At 68.6% G+C, this 20534-nt stretch carries 15 protein-coding genes; 11 read left to right on the forward strand and 4 right to left on the reverse strand.

Annotation, left to right across the window (positions count from 1 at the left end):
• The 5 genes from HUA74_RS17690 to HUA74_RS17710 all read left to right on the forward strand — a co-directional run.
• Positions 1-1673 (forward strand): condensation domain-containing protein (locus HUA74_RS17690; RefSeq protein WP_254625107.1); only part of this gene is annotated, 1673 nt, incomplete at its 5' end.
• A 6-nt stretch (positions 1674-1679) separates the two neighbouring features.
• Entirely contained in the window at positions 1680-2894 is a 1215-nt protein-coding gene (locus tag HUA74_RS17695; protein ID WP_174455427.1) for an aminotransferase class I/II-fold pyridoxal phosphate-dependent enzyme, read from the forward strand.
• A 20-nt stretch (positions 2895-2914) separates the two neighbouring features.
• Positions 2915-3805 (forward strand): aldolase/citrate lyase family protein, encoded by an 891-nt coding sequence (locus HUA74_RS17700; RefSeq protein ID WP_174455428.1) that lies wholly within the window; start codon positions 2915-2917, stop codon positions 3803-3805.
• Positions 3802-4329: a MaoC/PaaZ C-terminal domain-containing protein gene (locus tag HUA74_RS17705; protein ID WP_141642298.1), complete on the forward strand. Its 528-nt coding sequence runs from the start codon at positions 3802-3804 to the stop codon at positions 4327-4329. The genes HUA74_RS17700 and HUA74_RS17705 overlap by 4 nt, the downstream gene beginning before the upstream one ends.
• Positions 4316-5314, forward strand: a complete 999-nt coding sequence (locus tag HUA74_RS17710; protein WP_174455429.1) for an NAD(P)H-quinone oxidoreductase — start codon at positions 4316-4318, stop codon at positions 5312-5314. Before HUA74_RS17705 ends, HUA74_RS17710 begins: the two co-directional genes overlap by 14 nt.
• A gap of 3 nt (positions 5315-5317) precedes the next feature.
• Here HUA74_RS17710 and HUA74_RS17715 read toward each other — a convergent pair whose 3' ends face one another.
• Entirely contained in the window at positions 5318-6388 is a 1071-nt protein-coding gene (locus HUA74_RS17715; protein ID WP_371817253.1) for an ornithine cyclodeaminase family protein, read from the reverse strand.
• A 222-nt stretch (positions 6389-6610) separates the two neighbouring features.
• On the reverse strand, positions 6611-7645 hold the full coding sequence (locus tag HUA74_RS17720; protein ID WP_174455431.1) for a formylglycine-generating enzyme family protein: 1035 nt from the start codon (positions 7643-7645) through the stop codon (positions 6611-6613).
• Between the two features lie 274 nt (positions 7646-7919).
• Between HUA74_RS17720 and aspD the strand changes: the two genes are divergently transcribed.
• From aspD to HUA74_RS17740, 4 genes are all read left to right on the forward strand, one after another.
• Positions 7920-9593, forward strand: a complete 1674-nt coding sequence (gene aspD, locus HUA74_RS17725; protein ID WP_174455432.1) for an aspartate 4-decarboxylase — start codon at positions 7920-7922, stop codon at positions 9591-9593.
• A gap of 35 nt (positions 9594-9628) precedes the next feature.
• Positions 9629-10786, forward strand: a complete 1158-nt coding sequence (locus HUA74_RS17730) for a type II asparaginase (RefSeq protein WP_174455433.1) — start codon at positions 9629-9631, stop codon at positions 10784-10786.
• A 33-nt stretch (positions 10787-10819) separates the two neighbouring features.
• A complete protein-coding gene (locus HUA74_RS17735; RefSeq protein ID WP_174455434.1) occupies positions 10820-11971 on the forward strand; it encodes a hypothetical protein in 1152 nt (383 codons plus the stop codon).
• Between the two features lie 119 nt (positions 11972-12090).
• A complete protein-coding gene (locus HUA74_RS17740; RefSeq protein ID WP_174455435.1) occupies positions 12091-12981 on the forward strand; it encodes a bile acid:sodium symporter in 891 nt (296 codons plus the stop codon).
• A gap of 9 nt (positions 12982-12990) precedes the next feature.
• Here HUA74_RS17740 and HUA74_RS17745 read toward each other — a convergent pair whose 3' ends face one another.
• Together HUA74_RS17745 and HUA74_RS17750 are read right to left on the reverse strand one after the other, a co-directional pair.
• Positions 12991-15900: a patatin-like phospholipase family protein gene (locus HUA74_RS17745; RefSeq protein WP_174455436.1), complete on the reverse strand. Its 2910-nt coding sequence runs from the start codon at positions 15898-15900 to the stop codon at positions 12991-12993.
• 120 nt (positions 15901-16020) lie between these two features.
• A complete protein-coding gene (locus HUA74_RS17750; protein ID WP_174455437.1) occupies positions 16021-17898 on the reverse strand; it encodes a SulP family inorganic anion transporter in 1878 nt (625 codons plus the stop codon).
• Between the two features lie 302 nt (positions 17899-18200).
• Between HUA74_RS17750 and HUA74_RS17755 the strand changes: the two genes are divergently transcribed.
• Positions 18201-19529 carry a DUF1254 domain-containing protein gene (locus HUA74_RS17755; RefSeq protein ID WP_174455438.1) on the forward strand — a complete coding sequence of 443 codons (1329 nt, stop codon included), beginning with the start codon at positions 18201-18203 and terminating at the stop codon, positions 19527-19529.
• A 179-nt stretch (positions 19530-19708) separates the two neighbouring features.
• Positions 19709-20530 (forward strand): neuromedin U, encoded by an 822-nt coding sequence (locus tag HUA74_RS17760; protein ID WP_254625123.1) that lies wholly within the window; start codon positions 19709-19711, stop codon positions 20528-20530.
• Positions 20531-20534: the final 4 nt, after the last annotated feature.

Genomic DNA, 20534 nt, shown 5'->3' on the forward strand with positions numbered 1-20534 from the left:
AGCTGGCGAGAAGCAAGCTGCCCGCGCCAGACGTGGAGAGTCTGCGGGGCGCGGCGCCCTTCGTGGCACCGAGAGACGCGCTGGAGGTGCAACTGGCGGAGGCCTTCGCGGCGGTGCTGAAGCTGCCGCGCGTCAGCGTCACCGACAGCTTCTTCAGCATGGGCGGCCACTCCCTGCTGGCGACCCAGTTGGTGTTCCGCCTCCGGAATCAACTCAAGGCGGAGGTCCACCTCAAGACGTTGTTCGAGGCGCCCTCCGTCGCGGCGCTGGCCCGGCGCATCGAGTCCACGCCGCGCGAGCCCTTGAGTGTGCTGCCTCCGCTGGTTCGTGCCTCTCGCGGTTCACTCCCGCCGCTGTCCTATTCGCAGGAGCGACTGTGGCGGTTGTTCAAGGCGAACCCCACGTCCACGGCCTACAACCAGCCCGCGGCCTACCGGTTCAAGGGCGCGCTGCAGGTGGAGGCGCTCCGGGCCGCGGTCCAGGGGCTGGTGGATCGCCACGCGTCGCTGCGCACCACCTTCACCGAGGAGGACGGCAGGCCCGTGCAGAAGGTCGCCGCGTCGATGCGAATCGACCTCCCGATGGAGGACTTCCGGGGCCGGGAGGACGCGGAGACGGAGCTGCTCAGGCGCATCGCGGAGGATGCTCGCCGGCCCTTCGACCTCACCCGGGGGCCGCTCGTGCGCGGCTCGCTGATACGCCTCGCGGACGACGAACACCTGTTCATCTTCAGCAAGCACCACATCCTCTCGGATGGCTGGTCGGAGAGCATCATCACCCGCGAGGTGGTGCACCTGTACTCGGCCTTCGCGCGCGGGGAGACGCCCTCGCTTCCGCCGCTCCACATCCAGTACCCGGACTACGCGGCCTGGCAGCGTCGCTGGCTCTCCGGCGCGGAGCTGGAGGCTCGGCTGGGCTACTGGCGTGGGGCGCTGGCGAAAGCCCCGAAACTGCTGAACCTCCCCGTCGACAAGCCCCGTCCGACCACGCGCACGTTCAACGGCACGTCGATCTCCGTCGCGCTCGGGCGCGCGCGCAGTGATGCCCTCAACCTGCTCTGCCAGAAGGAGCGGGTGACGCCGTTCATGGCGCTGCTGTCGCTCTTCGGCACCTTGCTCTGCCACCGGGCGCGCCAGGAAGAAATCGTCATCGGCTCGCCCATCGCCAACCGGGCGCTCCCGGAGCTGGAGTCGCTCATCGGCCTCTTCGTCAACACCGTGGCGCTGCACGTGGACCTGCGGGGCAACCCGAGCTTCCGACAGCTCCTGTCACGGGTTCGCGATGTCACGTTGGGCGCCTACGCGCACCAGGAGGTGCCGGTCGACCAGGTGGTGGATGCCCTCGTCCCCCAGCGACAGCCGGATCGAGCGCCGCTCTTCCAGGTGATGTTCGTCCTCCAGAACACGCCCATGGAAGCGCTGGTGCTCCCGGAGCTGACCCTGGTCCCCATGCCCGCGGACCGGGGCGCGTCCATCTATGAGCTGACCTTGTCCTTGCAGGAGCGGGGGGATGGCTTCTCCGGCCTGCTGGAGTTCAACACCGACCTCTTCGAGCCGGACACTCCGCGACGTCTCCGCGACGCCTTCGTCGTGCTCCTCGAGCGCGTGCTGGCGTCGCCGGACCTGGCGGTAGGAATCGATGCGGTCGTCCCCGGATTCGAAGTGCAGGAGTGAGCCGTCATGGAACTCAAGAATCGCTATCGCAACACGGAGTCGATGATTGGCCACGGCAATCCCTCCTTCACCGCCGCCAAGGAGGCGGGGTTGTTGGACTTGTCCGTGCACAACACCGGGCACGGCTCGCTGTCGCTGCCGGATGGACGTGAGTTCTTCAACACCTGCTCGTGCTCCTACCTGGGACTCGACTCGCACCCGGACGTGCTCCAGGGCGCCATCGAGGTCCTCCAGCGAGAGCGGACGATGACCATGTCCATCTCCCGCCTGCGCGTGCGGCTGGCGGACCTGGATGCGCTGGAGGAGGAGCTGACCGCGCTCTGGCGCGCCAAGACGGTCGTCACCAACTCCGCCAGCTCCGCGAGCGCGGGCCTGTTGCCCCTCATCGCCTCCGGGCACCTGCTGCCGGATGGCCAGAAGCCCATCCTCGTCTTCGACAAGTCCGCGCACTTCTCGATGAACCTCATCAAGCCCATCTGCGCCGATGAGACGCACGTCATCACCGCGCCACACAACGACCTGGACTTCCTCGAGGACCTCTGCCGCAAGCACGCGCGCGTCGCCTACGTCGCGGACGGGTTCTACTCGATGGGCGGCGTGGCCATCGTGAAGGACCTGTTCGCCCTCCAGGACAAGTACGGGCTGTTCCTCTACTTCGATGACTCCCACTCGCTTTCCATCTACGGCGGCGCGGGAGAGGGCTACGTGCGCGCGATGATGGGCGGGGAGGTCAACCCGCGCACCATCATCATCGGCTCGCTGGGCAAGGGCTTTGGCACCGCGGGTGGCGCCATCATGCTCGGCCCGGGGCAGCACGCGGACCTCGTGGGCCGCTTCGCGGGACCGCTCGGCTGGTCGCAGAGCCTGGCGATTCCAGCCATCGGCGCGAGCCTGGCCTCCGCGCGCATCCATGGCGGGCCGGAGCTGGCCGCGCGTCAGCAGACCCTGCGCGCCAACGTGCGCTACTTCGACGAGCGCGTTCCCACGCGAACCGCCGGCGAGGACTTCCCCATCAAGATCATCGACGTGGGACCCGAGACGGCCGCGGTGGAGCGCTCGCGGAAGTTGATGGAGCGGGGGTTCTACGCGTCCGCGGTGTTCTTCCCCATCGTCCCGAAGGGACGGGCGGGGCTGCGCATCATGCTGCGCTCCAACATCTCCCCCGAGGACCTCCAGCGGCTCTGCGATGCCGTGGTGGAGCTGTCCTCGCCTGAGTCCTGAGCGATGGAGCCAAGCGCATCATGACCATGCCATTGCAGTGCAGGTCCTTCCTGGTGACGCCCGCCATCGACCCCATGCGCTTCGACAAAGCGGTGGAGGTGGGGGCGGACCTGGGATTGCTGGACCTGGAGGACGGTGTCCCGGAGACCCTCAAGTCCGAGGCGCGTCGACTGGCCATCTCCTATCTGTCCTCGTCGAGGCCCCGCGGCCCCCTGTGCCTGCGCATCAACAGCCTTCGCACCGAGGCGGGTCTTCGCGACGTGCTCGCCCTCCTGGACTCCAACGCCCGGCTGGACGCCTTGCTGCTGCCGAAGGTGGAGTCCCCGTCGGAGCTCCACCAGGTGGAGGCGCTGCTGGGGGATCGCTTCCCGGAGCTGGCGCTGCTGGCCATTATCGAAACGGCGCGCGGCGTGGAAGCGGTGGACGCCATCGCCATGGCCACCCCCCGGTTGCGGGGCCTCATCTTCGGCGCCGCGGACCTGTCCGCGCAGCTGGGGGTGCCCCTGGCCTGGGAGCCGCTGCTCTACGCGCGCTCACGCATCGCCATGGCGGCGGCCATCGCCGGGGTGAATGCCATCGACTCGCCGTTCTTCGACCTGGAGGACCTGGCGGAGCTGGAGGACGAGACGCGCCGGGTCTGCGCGCTGGGCTTCACCGGGAAGATCGTCATCCACCCGGACCAGGTGGGCGTCGTCCACGCGGCGCTGCGGCCCACCGCGCAGATGGTGGCCCACGCGCGTCGCGTGCTGGCGCAGGCGGGGGATGGAAAAGGCGGCATCCACGTCGTCGGAGGGAGCATGATTGGTCCTCCGCTGGTGACGGTGGCTCGGCGCGTGCTGGCCAGCGTCCAGCTCGAGGAGGCTCTGGCACCCGTCCAACTCCGGGCGGGTTCCAGGAGTGGAGACTCATGAAGAAATTGGTGGCTGCCCACAAGAAGGTGGGCAAGCAGCGCTACCGGGAGACCCACGGCCTCTTCTACGAGGACTTCGAGGTGGGGGATGTCTTCGAGCACCGTCCGGGTAGAACCATCACCGACGTGGACAACATGTGGCAGTCCCTGCTGAGCCTGAACACGCACCCGCTCCACATCGACGCCGTCTACGCCAGCAAGACGGAGTGGAAGCAGCCGCTCATCTCCAGCCTCGTCACCCTGGCCATCGTCGGGGGGATGAGTCTCAACAGCACCAGTGCCAAGGGCGTGGCGAACCTCGGGTGGGATCGCATCCGGTTGACGGCCCCCGTCTTCGTGGGGGACACCCTCTACGCGGAGAGCCGGGTGCTGGCGAAGCGAAGGTCCCGCTCTCGCGCGAAACAGGGAGTCGTCACCGTGGAGACGAAGGGCCTCAAGGCGGACGGCACCGTCGTGATGACCTTCGAGCGCTCCTTCCTCGTGCCCTTGCGGCGCCATGGCGTGGACGTGGATGCGAACTACTGAAGTGATGACGGCGGTGGTGGTGCGGCGTCCAGGCGGTCCGGAGCAGCTTCATCTGGCGGAACTTCCTCGCCCGGTTCCGGGCCCTCACCAGCTCCTCGTCAGGGTGCGCGCCTCCGCCCTCAACCGGACGGACACCACGCAGCGCGCCGGGGGCTACGCGCTGCCTCCGGATGTCACCAGTCCGTTGCTCGGGGTGGAGGTCTCCGGTGTCGTGGAGGCCGTGGGAGTGGCAGTTCGTTCCTTCGCGCCCGGCCAGCGGGTCTTCGGGCTGGTGGACGGCGGCGGCTATGCGGAGGCGTGCCTGATGGAAGAGGGCATGGCGGTCCTCATGCCGGAGGGCTGGTCCTTCGTCGAAGCCGCGGCCACGCCAGAGGCGTACTGCACCGCGCATGAGTCCCTGCTGGAGCTGGGCGGTCTGGGCCCGGGCCAGTCCGTGCTCGTCCACGCGGGGGGCAGCGGGATTGGCACCGCCTGCATCCAGGTGGCGCGCGCGGTGGGCGCACGCGTATTCGTCACCGTGGGCAGCGAGGAGAAGAAGCGCCGGTGTCTCGAACTCGGCGCCGACGCGGGCGTGGTGCGCACCCAGGAGGACTTCGCGCCGGTGCTCGCGCGGTGGACGGACGGGCGCGGCGTGGACCTGGTGGAGGACTTCGTTGGCGGCGCGGCGCTGGAGCGCAACCTCGCTTCGCTGCGCCTGGGCGGATGCCTGCTGCTGGTGGGGCTGATGGATGGGATGCGCGGAGACGTGGACCTGAAGCAGGTGGTGCTGCGCCGGCTTCAAATCAAGGGCATGGCCCTGCGCCCGTTGCCGCTCGAGGCCAAGGCGGCCGTCACGCGGCGCTTCCAGGCGCGGTGGCTGCCGGAGTTGGTCGCCGGCAGGGTCCGCCCCATCATCGACTCCACCTTCCCGCTGGCGCGCGTGGCGGAGGCTCACCGCCACATGGAGTCCAACGCGAGCTTCGGGAAGATCGTCCTGGAGGTCTGAGGCTCAGCTCCCCGTGGCGCGGCGGAGGTCGCGCACCGGCGCGGCGTCCGGCTCGCGCAGCAGGGCGTAGGGGTCCAACGCGTCGCCGCCGACCGTCTCCAGGCCCACGGACGTGCCCAGCCCCAGCCGCTCCGCGTGCCGCAGCATCAGCGCGGTGACGACCTGGTCCTCCAGCGCGTAGCCCGTGGAGTCGAACACGGTGGAGCGCTGCCGCCACGACTCGTACACGTCCGGGTTCTTCACCAGGGTGGTGAGGTCCGGGCCCACCTGCTCGGGGCGAATCTGCTGGCACTCGCCCTCCACCAGGCACTGCACGAGGAAGTCCGGGCACACCAGGCTGCTCTCGAGCAGCTCCTTCGGCAGCTCCGTCTTGCCGGGCAGGTCCGAGCCCACGGCGTTGATGTGGACGTGCGGCTTGAGCGCCTTGCCGGAGATGACCGGCCCGCCTCCCACGGCGACGGAGGTCGCGGTGCAGATGATGTCCGAGCGCTCCTCCAGCTCCGCCAGCGTCACGACCTTCACGTCCAGCCCCAGGAACGCCGTGCGGCGCGCGAGCGACTGCTGCGCCTCCGGATTCGTGTCGAAGGCCAGCACCTCGTTGATGGGGAACACGCGTCGGATGGCGTGCAGCTGCGTGACAGCCTGGGCCCCGCAGCCAACCAGGCCGATGACGCGGCTGTCCGGCGAGGCCAGCGCGCGCGTGGCCACCGCGGAGGCCGCGCCCGTGCGCAGCGCCGTGGCGAAGACGCCGTCCATCAATGCAATCAGATGGCCGGTGTTCACGTCGTAGAGGCTGTTGGTCGCGATGATGGTCGGCAGCCCGTGAGCCTCGGGGTTGAACGGGCTGTAGCTCACCATCTTCACCGTCACCGCGCTGCCCCGCTGCATCACCGGCATCCACTCCAGGCAGCCTGGTTGACGCGGGTGATCCAACAGGAAACCGTCACGCTTGCGCACTTCCGTGAGCTCGCCGTCAAACGTGCGCAGCGCTTCGGTCAGTGCACGGATGAGCTCGTCCATCAGCGCGTCCGCGCCCAGCTCCTCCACGATGCAGCGCAGGTCGGACCGAGTCACCAACAGTGTCCGTGTCGCGTCGCTCTTCACTCGTAATACCCCTGGGCTGATTCACTGTTTCAGCAGTTGGCGAGCGAAACAGGGCCTGCTGATAACACAGGTCTGTAGTGGGAGCGCAAACTAGCAGGGCTTTCATGTTCGCGACCAGGGGGTGCCCAAACCGGCGGAAACTGGCGTGTTTGCCGCGGTTCCATCCAACGGCTCGTGGTTTCGGAGGATGCGTCACTTTTCTGGAACACGGACGAGACATCGGAATCCGATGTGTGTGGTTCCACTGTCCACGGCTTGCGGAGAACGTGCGGCGGGTCGGTAGCGCAAGCAGTAGTTGGACGCGCACAGGTGGCTTCCGCCCTTGAGGACGCGGCGCGGAATCTTCACCTGTGGCGTGCAGGGGTCCAGGCTCTTGCCGCTCGACGGAGGGCCCCGTGGATTGACGGGGATGCAGCACGCCTTGCCCCCGTTGCCCTGGTGCCGCTCCTGGAACCAGTCCGTGGTCCACTCCCAGACGTTGCCCGCCATGTCGAACAGGCCGTACCCGTTGGGTGGGAAGGTCCCCACTGGCGAGGTCCCCTCGAAACCATCGGTGTTCAGGTTTTGCCAGGGGAACTCTCCCTGCCAGATGTTGGCCATGTGCTGGCCTCCAGGGGAGAACTCGTCGCCCCAGACGTAGACCTTGCGGTCCAGTCCCGCGCGGGCCGCGCGCTCCCACTCCGCTTCGCTGGGCAGGGCCTTTCCGACCCAGGCGGCATAGGCCTCCGCGTCCTCGTAGGCGACGTGGAGCACGGGATGCGACTCGAGGCCCTTCCAGGTGCTGCCGTGTCCCTCCGGCTGCTTCCAGCAGGCGCCGGGGGTATAGGCCCACCACTGGGACAGGTCCTTCAGGTCCACGCGTTGGGCCGCCTTGCGAAACACGAGCGAGCCGGGCACGAGCAGCTCCGGGGCCGCGCCCGGGAAGTCGTCCGGATTCAGCGGACGCTCGGCCACGGTGAGGTAACCCGTTGCCTCCACGAAGCGCGCGAAGTCGGCGTTCGTCACCGTGTGGCGGTCCATCCAGAAGCCGCTCACCGTCACCTGATGCGCGGGCCGCTCCTCCGGATAGTGGTGGTCCGAGCCCATCCAGTACGTGCCACCGGGGATCCACGCCATGCCCGGGAACGGTGCGTCTCCGGGCGCCGCATCCGTGACGACCTCGTTGCCGGCGCGCGAGACGCGCGCCTCCAGGGGCGTGGCATCACCAACGACCTCCGTGCCGCTCATTCGTCGCCTCGCTCCTTGGAACCCCGCCAGGAGGGAACGTGTCCGGTCCCCATGGGGCAAGCTGGGTGGCGCCGTTCCGGACGACAAGCCGGCCCTCCAGGGCGGGGCTCGCGACGTGCCGCCGCGGTCGAGCACCCGGACCTGCGAGCGCCCGGCGCGAGTCCTCGCGTGGATTGGCGGCCTGTACACGCGTGGACAAAGTCCTCTCGCCAACGTGGTTCGACCCGAACCGACAGCACCCAAGCCGGTGGGGCGTCGCAGGAGCGAGACGGATATGAGCACGGAGACGACGACCGAGACGCAGACGGGCGCCCCACGGGACGCGGATGCCCCCGACACGCAAGAGCTCCGCAAGCTCAGTCCGTTCGAGCTGAAGGACACGCTTATCGAGCTGGCGGATGAATCCGCGAAGACGCGAGCGGCGGTGATGCTCAACGCGGGCCGCGGCAACCCCAACTGGATTGCCACCACGCCCCGCGAGGCGTTCTTCCTGATGGGACAGTTCGCGCTGCGCGAGTCCCGCCGCACGTGGAACGAGCCGGACGTGGGGCTCGCCGGCATGCCGAAGTCCCCGGGCATCGCCGCGCGGCTGCGCAAGTTCCTCGACGAGAGCGAGGACAGCGCGGGCATCCGTCTCTTGCGCGACGCGCTCGACTACGGCGTCTCCACGCTGGGCTTCGATGCGGACAAGTTCGTCTGGGAGCTGACCGACGCGGCCATCGGCGACAACTATCCGGTGCCGGACCGGATGCTCGTCCACTGCGAGCGCATCGTGCGGGCCTACCTGGCCAAGGAGATGTGTGACAGCCGTCCGCCGCCGGGGCGGTTCGACCTGTTCGCCGTCGAGGGTGGCACCGCGGCCATGACGTACATCTTCCGGTCGCTGATGGTGAACGGCCTGCTCCAGAAGGGCGACACCATTGCCCTGGGCACGCCCATCTTCACGCCCTACCTGGAGATTCCGCGCCTGGAGGAGTTCGGCCTGCGCACGGTGGACATCCGCCAGAGCGCGATGACGGAGGAAGGCCGCCACGCGTGGCAGTACCCGGATTCGGAGCTGCGCAAGCTGGAGGATCCGCGCATCAAGGCGTTCTTCGTCGTGCATCCGGGCAACCCCGGTGCGACGGCCATGCGGCGTGAGTCGATGGACCTGCTCGTGGACCTGGTCCGGAAGAAGCGGCCCGACCTGCTGATCCTCACCGACGACGTGTACGGCACCTTCGTCGAGGGCTTCCGCTCCCTGGCGGCGGAGCTGCCGCACAACACGCTCCTGGTCTACTCCTACTCCAAGCACTTCGGCTGCACGGGGTGGCGCCTGGGTGTCGTCGCGCTCCACGAGGACAACATCGTCGACGCGATGATCGCCCGGCTGCCCGAGGCCCAGCGGGAGATGCTCAACGAGCGGTATGGCTCCATCTTGCTGGAACCGGAGCGCCTGAAGTTCATCGACCGGATGGTGGCCGACAGTCGTGCCGTCGCGCTGAACCACACCGCGGGACTGTCCCTGCCGCAGCAGCTCCAGATGTCGCTCTTCTCGCTGTTCGCCTTGCTGGACAAGGACGACACGTACAAGAAGCGCTGTCGGAAGATCTGCCGGGACAGGCTCGCGGCGCTGTATCAGGGGCTGGACATCGACCTGCCCGACGATCCGCTGCGCACGTCGTACTACCAGACGCTCGACCTGGACGTGTGGGCGCGCAAGCACGTGGGGCAGGCCTTCGTCGAGTACGCGGAGTCGCGGCACGATCCGCTCGACATCGTGCTCGCCCTGGCGCGCCAGCATGGCGTGGTGCTGCTCAACGGCAGCGGCTTCGAGGGGCCGGAGTGGTCGGCGCGCGTGTCGCTCGCGAACCTGGATGACGACGACTATCCGCGCATTGGCCAGAGCCTCAAGGACATCGTCATCCGCGCCATCCAGGAGTGGAAGGGCACCCGCCTGGACTCCTGAGCTTCCGTGACGCCAACCCCCAATCGAGGTCCACCATGAACGGTTCCAAGAACACGGTGCGAGGGCTGCTGGCCGCGCTGGGCTTGCTGCTGACAGGCGCGGGAATCGCCGCGCAGGAGGGGCGGCCGCCGACGAACTCCAGCGAGTCGCAGGGCACGTCGGGCTCGAGCGGTGCCCAGGCGACGCCAGGGAAGGCCCCCAAGGAACTGGCGTCCGTGCGCATCCTCGCCACCGGCGGCACCATCGCCGGGGCGCAGGCCAATCCGCAGGGGTATGGCTACAAGTCCGGAGCCTTCAAGGTCGAGGACCTCATCAAGGCCGTCCCCAACCTGGACAAGGTGGCGAAGCTGACGGGTGAGCAGGTGGCGAACATCGGCAGCCAGGACATGAACGACTCGGTGTGGCTGAAGCTCGCGAAGCGCACCAACGAGCTGCTCGCTTCGCCGGACGTGGACGCCGTCGTCGTCACGCACGGCACCGACACGCTGGAGGAGACGGCGTACTTCCTGGACCTGGTCGTCAAGAGCGACAAGCCCGTGGTGCTCGTGGGCTCCATGCGTCCGGCCACGGCCATCAGCGCGGACGGGCCGGGCAACCTCTACAACGCGGTGGCGGTGGCCGCGTCCCCGGAGGCGAAGGGGCGCGGGGTGCTGATTGTCATCAACGACGAAATCCACACCGCCCGCAACGTCACCAAGACGAACACCACCAACGTGGAGACCTTCCGCAGCCCGAACCGGGGCCCCGCGGGGGTCGTCAACACCGGTGACGTCCACTGGTTCGAGAGGATGGACAAGAAGCACACCGTCGACTCCGAGTTCTCCGTCACCGGCAAGGACACGCTCCCCCGCGTCGACATCCTCTACGCCCACGCCAACATGAGCCCGGACCTCATCGACTCCGCCGTGAAGAATGGAGCCAAGGGGCTGGTCATCGCGGGCGTGGGGGATGGGAACATGACCCAGCCGGCGCTCGACACGCTGGCCAAGCACGTGAAGAGGGGCCTGGTGGTGGTGCGCAGCACGCGGCTGCCCAGCGGACTCGTCCTCCGCAACAATGAAATCAACGACGACCAGAAGGGCTTCGTGGCCTCCGGAGAGCTGAACCCGGCGAAGTCGCGCGTGCTGCTGCAGCTGGCCCTGCTGGAGACGAAGGACCCGACCAAGGTGCAGCGGATGTTCGAGGAGTACTGAGGACCGGGGATTGAGCCTCCGGCCCCATTCATCATGGCCGACTCCCACACACTTCCCGACTTCTCCCTGGTGAGGGGTGGGCCGTTCTTCGAACTGGAGCGCGGCCTGCGCATCATCAGGCCGCCGGGGTTCAACGCCGTTTGGGCCGCGGTCTCCGTCACGTTGGTGACGTGGGTGCCCCTGATGCTGCTCGCGCTGCTCCAGGGGCCGGAGAGCACCCGCCTGCTGTTCTCCGAGCTCCAGGTGCATGCGGAGCTCCTGCTGTCGCTGCCCGTCATCGTCGCGGCCGAGCCATACATCGATGGCCGCGTCTGTGTGGCGGCGCGTCAGTTCCTCCGCGCCAACCTGGTGGAGGACCGGAGCCGTGAGTCGTTCGAGGCCTGTGCCCGGAGCCTGACACGCTGGCGCGACGCTCGCAGCATCGAGCTGATGCTGCTGGGCATCGTCATCGCGCTCGCGATCGTGTCCCCGCCGGACCCGGCGCGGGAGTGGTTCTTCGTGTCGGACCCCACGCCCAGGCTTTCCCTCCCGGGAGGGTGGTACCAGTGCGTGAGCCAGCCCCTGGTGCGCTTTCTCGCGTTCCGGTGGGCGTGGCGCGCCATCGTATGGGGCGTCTTCCTCTTGAGGGTCTCACGGCTCCCGCTCCGGCTGGTTCCCACCCACCCGGACCAGTCGGGCGGGCTGGGGTTCCTCTCCATCTGCCAGGGCAGCTTCGCGCCGGTGGTCTTCGCGGTGGCGGTCCCTGTCGCGGCGTATTCGTTCCGGACGAATGCCTCGGCCATCACCCAGACTCCGCTGGAATACATCATGCCGCAGGTCCTCTACGCCGTCCTCGCGTGCATCGCAGTGTTCGCGCCCCTGGGGTTCTTCTCCTGGCAACTGGTGCACGCCAAGCGGCAGGGAGACCCGTGGTTCTCGGCGGTCGCCGCGCACCACTCGCGACGGTTCGAGGATAAGTGGTTCCGTCGGGCGCCGGACGCAGACCCTCTGGGCTCACCGGACTTCTCCTCCCTGGCGGACCTGGGCACGTCCTTCATGGTCGCCCGGAGGATGAAGCTGTTCCCGTGGGACCAGCGCTCGCTCCTCTCGGTGGCCGTGGCGGCGACGGCGCCGCTCATCATCCTGCTGATTTTCGATCGCCAGTTCCTCGCGGTGGTGCACCAGCTCCGTCAGAGCGTGAGCTGAGCGGTCGCGGGCCGGGGCAGGCGCCCGGGTGCCCGGGTGCCCTGGACTCCCTCGACGGGGCAGGGGTGGAGATACCTGTGCGGGGGCCCAGTCACGCGCCGCCCGCAGAGGAGGCGAGCATGCTCAGGTCCGTGGTCGCATTCGTGCTGGGCAACATCGTGACCCTCTTCATGTTCACCGAGGGACTGGCGCGCCGTCCCGGAGAGATTCGACACGTCCTGGAGCGCCCCGCGCTCTACGTGCGCTCCCTGCTGGTGGTGCTGCTGGTCGTGCCCCTTGTCGCCCTGGCGGTGGTGGAGGTCTTCCGACTTCCGACGGTGGTGGCCAGCGCCATCCTGTTGATGGCGGTCTGTCCAGGCGCGCCGCTGCAGGTGAATCAGGCGAAGGCCCTGGGCGCGAATCCCTCAACGTCCATCAACCTGCTGCTCCTGCTCAGCGTGTTCGCGCTCATCTCGGTGCCCGCGTGGGTCCTGGGCGTGGACCGCCTGCTCGGCGTCGAGTTCAAGGCGAACCCGGAGCTGGTGTTCCGCCTGCTGGCGGTGAAGATCCTCCCGCCGCTCGCGGTGGGCATCGCCGTGCGGTACTACGCTCCGAACGTGGCCAAGGCCCTGGCTCCGTGGTGCAGCCGGGTGTTCAGCGTGCTGTTGCTCTGCGTGGCCGTGGTCCTGCTCTTCATCGTCGGACCCCGGCTCATCCACATCGCGTGGCTCGCCATCCTCGCGCTGGTGGTGCTCGTCTCCATCTCCATCGTGCTCGGACACTGGGCCGGGGGACCCCGGCTGGAGGACCGCAAGGCGGTGGCCCTGGCCACGGCCTTCGCGCACCCGGTGCTGGCGATGACCATCATCATCCAGAGCTATCCGAACTACCGGGCCCTGGAGGTCGCGGGCGTGGTGGGGGCCTACATCGTCATCCGCCTGCTCGCGCTGACGCCCTACAAGTTCTGGGTGAAGCGACAGCGAGACACGGAGTCCTCGCGGCGCGTGCCCCCGGGCGGCGTCCCAGCCTGAAGTGTCCCTTCAGCGCTTGATCCGCGCGGAGTCCTTGGGGTTGATGCTCACCTTCGCCCAGATGAAGCCCAGGTTGCCCCAGTCCTGGACCTCCTTGACGGTGACGTGCTGCCCGACGCCGAGGGCGCCCAGGGGCTTGCCGTACGCCGCCGGCTCTCCCGTCGCGGGCTCGTCCCTCAGGAGCGAGGGGACGGTGCTCTCCAGCGTGCTGCCCACGAACTGCTGCGGCGACAAGGACCACTCCGTCTGGGAGGGCTTGCAGTAGAAGCAGGTGCGCCACGTGTTGGAGCCGGGCAGGTACTGGCCCAGGTAGACCCACGCGTCCTTGCGGCCATCCCCCAGGCTGGTGGCGAGGTCCGGTGCGCTCGCGTCGACCTGGGAGAAGACCTGCACGGCCGGGGCGTCGGGATTGTAGAGGCGAGCGGTGCCTTGTCGCTGCAGGGAGACCTGGTCCTCGACGAGCTGTCGGGTGATCTCCGCGGCGAGCTTCCTCGCGAGCGGGTCCTTCAGCTTCTCCATCAACGGATGGGCGTGGATGGCGACGGGGTCCTGGATGGCCCCGAACGCGACGGTGCGCTGCGTCTGGGCCGCGCCCCGGAGGTTCTTGATGTGGCTGGCGATGAGGTTGCTCGCGCTCTCTTCCTGCCAGAGGAACTGGCCCAGCAGGCGCCCCTTGTCCTTGGGCCCCAGGGCCCAGGCTGTCATCACCTCGTCCTGGTTCTCCTCCACGCACTCGCGCTGTGCCTTGCTCGCGTCCTCCGACAGCCGCACGTCCCCGTAGTTGTAGCGGGTCTGCATCATGGGGACCTGCTTGCTCGCGAGGAGGCGACCTATCTCCGCCTTCTGGTAGTCGGCCATGTCGCGCGCGAAGGCATGGCTGGCGCGCGAGAGGGCGGACAGTGGGGTGCCGATGGCATCCACGGAGGCCTCGCGCTCGTCCAGCGACGGCGGCTTCGCGCCCGAGTCGATCTCCACGAAGAGGACGCCGCGGTCCGTGAGCTGCGTGAAGAGCTGGTCGATGGCGGCCCGCGCGGCGGGGTTCGTCTTCCAGCGCTCCGGGTCGGTGAGCCCCCGCAGCAGCAGGACGAAGGTGTCCAGCCCGGTGTTGTCGAAGACGCCGCCGTCGATGAGCGGCTCGCGGTGCTCCTGGGCGTCAACGACCTCCGGAAGGTCGACGACGAAGGGGAAGTTCGCGGAGGCGCGGACCGCGTCGGCGAGCGCGATGTCTCCCGTCGTCGTCAACTCGCTCGTGGATCGCGCCTGGGCCTCCGGCTGGGTGCCGTCACTCACCAGCCGGCCGGGCAGGGGCGGCTTGCCCGTGACGATGCGGCCTCCGGTCCGAGCGCTGGCCGTGTTGATGAAGAGCAGGGGGACGCTGCCGTCGTCGGGGAGGCTCGCGGGCCAGCCCAGGTAGTCCGACCAGAAGGACGCGAGCCCTCCGCCACGGCTCACCCCCGGCATCACCACGCCGCGCAGCAGGGGCGCGTTGAAGTCCACGAACATGTCATCCAGGGTGTCGCTGCTCAGCGGCCACAGGCGCTCCGCCTTCAGGCCACACGCCCCGTTCATCAGGTGGGAGGCGAGCTCCTCGCGAGGCGCGTGCTTGAGCGGAACGTCCGCGGGAACGGTCGCCCCCAGGGTGCCCGCGGCCAGTCGGTGGGAGAAGTGCGCGCTGGCGACGCTGCCACCGGAGACGCTGCTGATGAAGAGGACATGGTCGGCCAGGGACTGCGCGCGGCAGCGCTCCGTGGTGGCGTCGGGGGCCTTCACCTGCATCCGGCTCAGGCTCTCCAGCGTGAGCATGGCGAAGATGGCCGCTCGCGAGCCGCCTCCCGCGGCGGAGACGAAGACGACGGGGCCGTCGCACATCAAGTCGAGTCTTCGATTCGCCGTGTCGACCCACCGGGTGAAGAGGGCGTCCTCACTCATGGACTTGCCTTCGGCCAGGGGCAGGGGCTGGAGGGATTCCTGCCGGTCCAGCAGCCCCACGACGACGACTCCGGAGCCCAACAGCGCGAGGGCGAGCACGGCGCGTTGGACCACGTTCTCCACCAGGTCGAGCGCGCGCGCCGCGCACAGAATCACGAAGAGCAGATGGTAGATGGCCCAGATGGTGTAGAGCCGGAAGCTGGCCTCGGGAATCGTCGGGATGAAGAAGCCCCAGAGCAGCTCCGCCAGGAAGTACGAGCCCAGCGACATCACCAGTCCCCGCGTGACGACCTCCGCCAGGACGCGAAGCGAGGGCCTCCAAGCGAGGATCCTCGGGCCGAGCAGCCCGAGCAGGCCCACCGCCACCGTGAGCGCGGCCACGAGGCCCGGCCCCGAGTCACGCGCCTTCCACGGCGCCGGCAGCAGCCCTAGAAAGCCCACGAGTCCCAGCGCGAGGCCCGCCACGACAAAGCCGCCGTACAGCAGGGCTCGCGGCGTCCGGCGCTCCGGGGCGGGGAACGCCAGGGGGAAGCGGGCCCACGCCACCAGCCTCCGACACAGCGCGAGCGTCGCCCGGCTGACGAGGTTCCGGTGCTCCATCCACCGGGGAAAGCCCTCGCGCGGAACGAAGACCCACATCGCGCTCAGGAAGAAGAAGGCGCCGAGCAGCACGACATACGCCCAGAACGTCACGGCCATCAGCGCGGAGCCGCCCGCCCGCAGTGACGCCATGCCCGGCAACTGGAGCACGATGTTGTGGACCTGCGGCAGGTTGGTCAGCGCGAGGCCCGCCGCCAGCAGCGCGATGACCGTCGCGAGCCGCTTCTCGAGATAGGTGACCCACGCGGGGGCGCGCGGTGCGTCTCGCGTCACGCCCGGCACCGTGAGCAGGACGTCGTTGGTTCCGGCGGCGGCACCCGAGGGCAGGGCGGCCCCGGCTCGTTGCTTCATCGCGTTTTGACTGCGCTGGCTCGGGCGTCGCTTGCTCATGGGCCCCCTCGGTGGACAGGCCGGGCCGTCCGATGAGTTCTGGCTAGTACGACCTGTCCAGAATATCACCGTTGCGTCTGGGAATGCGTCCCAGGGGGCGGCCGTGAGGAGGGCGGGCGACTACTCGCGTGACGATGAGCCGTCGTCAATCCGAGCCAGCTTCTGGCGCAGCGCTTCCAGCCGTCGCCGGTCGCCGTCTTCCTCGGCTGCGGGGATGGCCTCTTCCACCAGGGCATTCAACCGATGGAGGCCGTCTCGCACGAGCGACCATTCGGCCTTCGCGTGGTGGGTCCGATGTGACAGGTACTCCACGACGCCGTTCAAGGTCTGCGGGTGGATGTTCTTCGCGCCGATGTGCTCCGTCACGCCGGTCCGGTCCAGCATGCGCTGGGTGGGCCCGAGTACGCGGGAGAGCATCAGCGTGATTTCGCGGTGCTCGAGTGATTCCTTCAGCGCGGCGAGCATGTCCGCGCCGGGCACGTCGAGGTCCGCGGTGACTTCCAGGTCCAGCAGCACGGCGTGAACGGGCGAGGTCGCGCTGTCCACCCGGCCGATGATGGCGTCCCGGAGGGACGTGGCGTTGGCGAAGAAGATGCCCTCGTTGGGGCGAATCATCAGCAGCCCGGGCACGGTGAGCGGGGCGGGGTCACGCCGCACGTCCGCGAAGTCCAGCGTGCCCGGCGCGCGTCCCAGCTCGCTGACGCGGGGCTGGCTGGCGCGCCAGACGAGGAGCGCCACGGAGAGGCCCACGGAGACCAGCAGGCCTGGCAGCACCTCGAGCACGAGTACGCTGAGGAGCGCGCCCGCCGCGAGGAAGAAGTCCGTGCGGCGCAGCTTGAAGAGGCGGCGCATCTCCTTGACGTCCATCATCCCCACGGTGGCCAGCACGACGATGGCGGCCAGGGTGGCCTCCGGCAGCGTGCGGAACAGCGGCGTGAAGAAGAGCGCCACCAGCGCGAGGATGGCGGCCGCGAGCAGGCTGGACATCTGCGTGAGCGCCCCCGCCGCGTCATTGGCGGCGGACTTGGACAGGCTGCATCCCACGGACAGACCGCGGAAGAGGCCGGCGCCCAGGTTCGCCGCGCCCAGGCCGATGAGCTCCTGGTTCGGGTCCACTTCATAACGGTGCTTCGACGCGAGCACCCGGGCGGGTCCAATGGCCTCCGCGAACGCCACCAGCGCGATGCCGAACGCACCGGGCATCAGCTTCAAGAGGTCTCCCAGGCCCACGTCTGGAATGGAGGGGCCCGACAGGCCGGAGGGAATGTCGCCCACCACCTTCACGCCCCGCCCTTGAAGGCCGAGCACCCCGACGACCACGGTGCCCAGCACCAGCACGACGAGGGACGCGGGCAGGCGCGGCAGCAGCTTGCCCAGGAGGACCAACACCGCGAGGCTCGCCACGCCGACGACGAGCGTGAGCGGGTGTGTCTGGCCCAGGTGGGTCACCAGGTTCCACAGCCGCTCGAAGAAGTTGCCGCTCCCGGCTTCGAGGCCGAGCAGCTTGGGCACCTGTTTGATGGCGATGACCAGGGCGAGACCGAAGACGAAGCCGGTGAGGACCGACTCCGAGAAGAACTGCGCGATTCGCCCGAGCTTCAGCACGCCGGCGAGGATGGAGATGAGGCCCGCGAGCATGGCCAGCGCGGCGGTGAGCGCGATGAAGCGGGGCGTACCGGAAGGCGCGAGCGCGGCCACCGTGGACGCGGAGAGCACGGCGACGGTGGCGGAGATGGCGACCACGAGCTGGCGTGACGTGCCCAGCAGGGCATAGAGTACCAGGGCCACCGGGCCCGCGTAGAAGGCCGCCTGCGGTGGCACTCCCGCGAGCTCCGCGTAGGCCATGGCCTCTGGAATCTGGAGCGCGGTGATGGTCAGCGCCGCCGCGACGTCCCGCTTGAGCGAGCTCGGCCGCCACTTGGGAAGCCAGGATAGGAATGGCAGGAAGCGTGCGACGGAGTGGGCTGCGGCGCTGTGAGGATGATGGCTCTCCGGCATGCGTGGCGCTCCGGCTGTCGTGTCCCGCACACGTTGCTGAGCGTCGGGGTGTCTGACAATCGAGGCGGGGGAAATCGAAGGATTCGATGAGGTCGACAGTCCTGTCCTTCGAGGCCGGGCGAGGGGACGAGCAAGCCTCTCGATTCGGGGCGGGTGGGGCTGGACCAGTCGTCCGCAGCGGGCGCCTTGCCACCGGTCCTCTTGGACTGTTGCGTGCGAATCAGCCCCGGCCCAGGTTGCCGGACGTGAGCCAGCCGCGCGGGCGAGGGCGCTGACCTCGTCACGCCAGGAGAGGTGCCATCATGTTGGAGTCATCGACGTCGGGACTGACGCCCCAGGAGATCCAGGACCTCGCGCGCGACGCCTATGTCTTCGGCCTGCCCCTGGTGGAGCATTACCGCCTGTTCGCCCTGGGCTTCCTGCCGGACTCACCGCAGGTCCGGCCGGCCAATCGCTTCCTGCACTTCGCTCGGCTGTTCACTCCGAAGGACCGCGACGTCGTCTCCCCGAACAACGACACGCTGTACTCGGAAGCGAACCTGGATTTGCGCGGTGAGCCCGTGGTGCTGGACACGCCCGAGCTGAGCGGACGCTACTTCTGCGTCCAGTTGGTCGACATCACGACGAACAATCTGCCGTACATCGGGACGCGGGCCACGGGGACGGACCCTCGGCGCTTCGTCATCGCGGGACCGGACTGGGACGGTGTGTTGCCCGACTCGCTGCGCGACGCGCTCGTCATCCGGTCCGCCTCGATGTTCGTGGCGGCGCTGCTGCGCATCGGCGTCAGTGGACCCGAGGACCTGTCCTCGGCGGTCGCGCTCCAGCAGCGGTTCCGGCTGACGCCGCTCCATGAACTCACGAAGCAGGCGGCGCCGAAGCTGCCCGCCGTGGCGTGGCCTCCATACTTCGACGACAAGGCGGACGCATCGCTGAAGGCGTTCGAGTACGTCAACTTCATGATGCAGTGGCACCGGTTCACGGAGGCGGAGCAGTCCTTGCTGGCGCGCTTCGCGCGACTCGGGGTGCGGCCCGGGGCACGCATGAATGCACAGGGGCTCTCGCCAGCCGTGCGTGACGCGATGCTGGAGGGGGTGAAGGAGGCACGCCGCGCCATCCAGCAGCGCCCCGTGCTTCATCGCGGCTGGGAGTTGCCCGACCCGAAGGTGGGCGCGTTCGGCGACGACTACCTGCTGCGGGCGCGCGTCGCCTGGAACTACATCTACGCGAACTCGGCCGAGGAGGCCGTCTATCCCATCACCCACCTGGATGGTGAGGACCGCCTGCTGGACGGAAGCCGGAGCCGGTACGTGCTTCGCTTCACCGCGGACGCGCTGCCTCCCGCGCGGTTCTTCTGGTCGCTCACGGCGTACGACAGTGAGACTCGCATGCTGGTGGAGAATCCCATCCAGCGGTACTCGATGGGGGACAGGTCTCGTGACTTGAAGAAGTCGAGCGATGGCTCGATTTCCTTCTTCCTCCAGCACGAAGCGCCCGAGCCCCACCGCGTGGCCAACTGGCTGCCCATCCCTGATGGGCGCTTCTATGTCCTCCTGCGCATCTACGGCCCCACCGAGTCGGCGATGCGAGGTGCGTATGTCCCGCCCGCGATCGATGCGCTGAGCGACTGAGCGCGTCGCCTTCCCGGCGAGGGTTGCCAACGCACGGTCCAAAGCGGTGCGCATGCCCCGTGGGGAGGCTTCCATTGCCGGGCCGCCCACCGATGAACATCCCCTTCGGTGCCATTCCTGGCACGGGGCGGGGGCACATGCGAGCACCGAGGGCGGGTCGAGGCGGGGCGTTGGCCGTGATGCTGCTGCTGTCGGCCCCACTGCTTTCGTCCGCGGAGGAGCAGCAGCCTCCCTCGCCGCCAGGAGGAGATGCGGATCAGCAGGAGCTGGCCAAGGCGGTGCAGAACCCGGTGGCCTTGCTCATCAGCGTGCCCCTCCAGAACAACCTGGACCTGGGGGTGGACCCTGGGGACCGGGTCCGCAACACGCTCAACATCCAGCCGGTGGTGCCGTTGCCGCTGACGCACGACTTCAACGTCATCGTGCGCCTCATCGTGCCCATTCTCTATCAACCGGACCTGGCGGAGGGGAGTGGGGGGACGTTCGGTCTGGGTGACACGTCGGCCACGTTCTTCGTGGCGCCGAAGGAGCCAGGCCTCTTCATCTGGGGGATCGGCCCGGCATTCCTGCTGCCCACGGGGACGGCGGATGCGCTGGGCACGGGGAAGTGGAGTGTCGGGCCGTCCGTGGTGGCGCTGGTTCAGCCCTCTCCCTGGTCCATTGGAGTGCTGGCGAACAACGTGTTCTCCGTGTTCGGTGACGAGGAGCGGGAGACGGTCAACCAACTGCTGCTCCAGTACTTCATCAGCTACAACCTTCCGAAGGGTTGGTATGTGACGTCCGCGCCCATCCTCACTGCGAACTGGGAGGCGCCCTCGGGAGAGCAGTGGACCATTCCCTTCGGCCTGGGGGCGGGCAAGGTCTTCACCGTGGGCAAGCAGGCCCTGAATGGCTCCGTGTCGGCGTACTACAACGCCATTCGGCCCGACCTGCCGGGCGCGGCCGAGTGGCAGCTGCGCGTCCAGCTCTCGTTTCTCTTCCCGCTGAACAAGAAGCACTGACGTC

The organism is Myxococcus sp. CA051A, assembly GCF_013336705.1.
Taxonomy (GTDB): domain Bacteria; phylum Myxococcota; class Myxococcia; order Myxococcales; family Myxococcaceae; genus Myxococcus; species Myxococcus llanfairpwllgwyngyllgogerychwyrndrobwllllantysiliogogogochensis.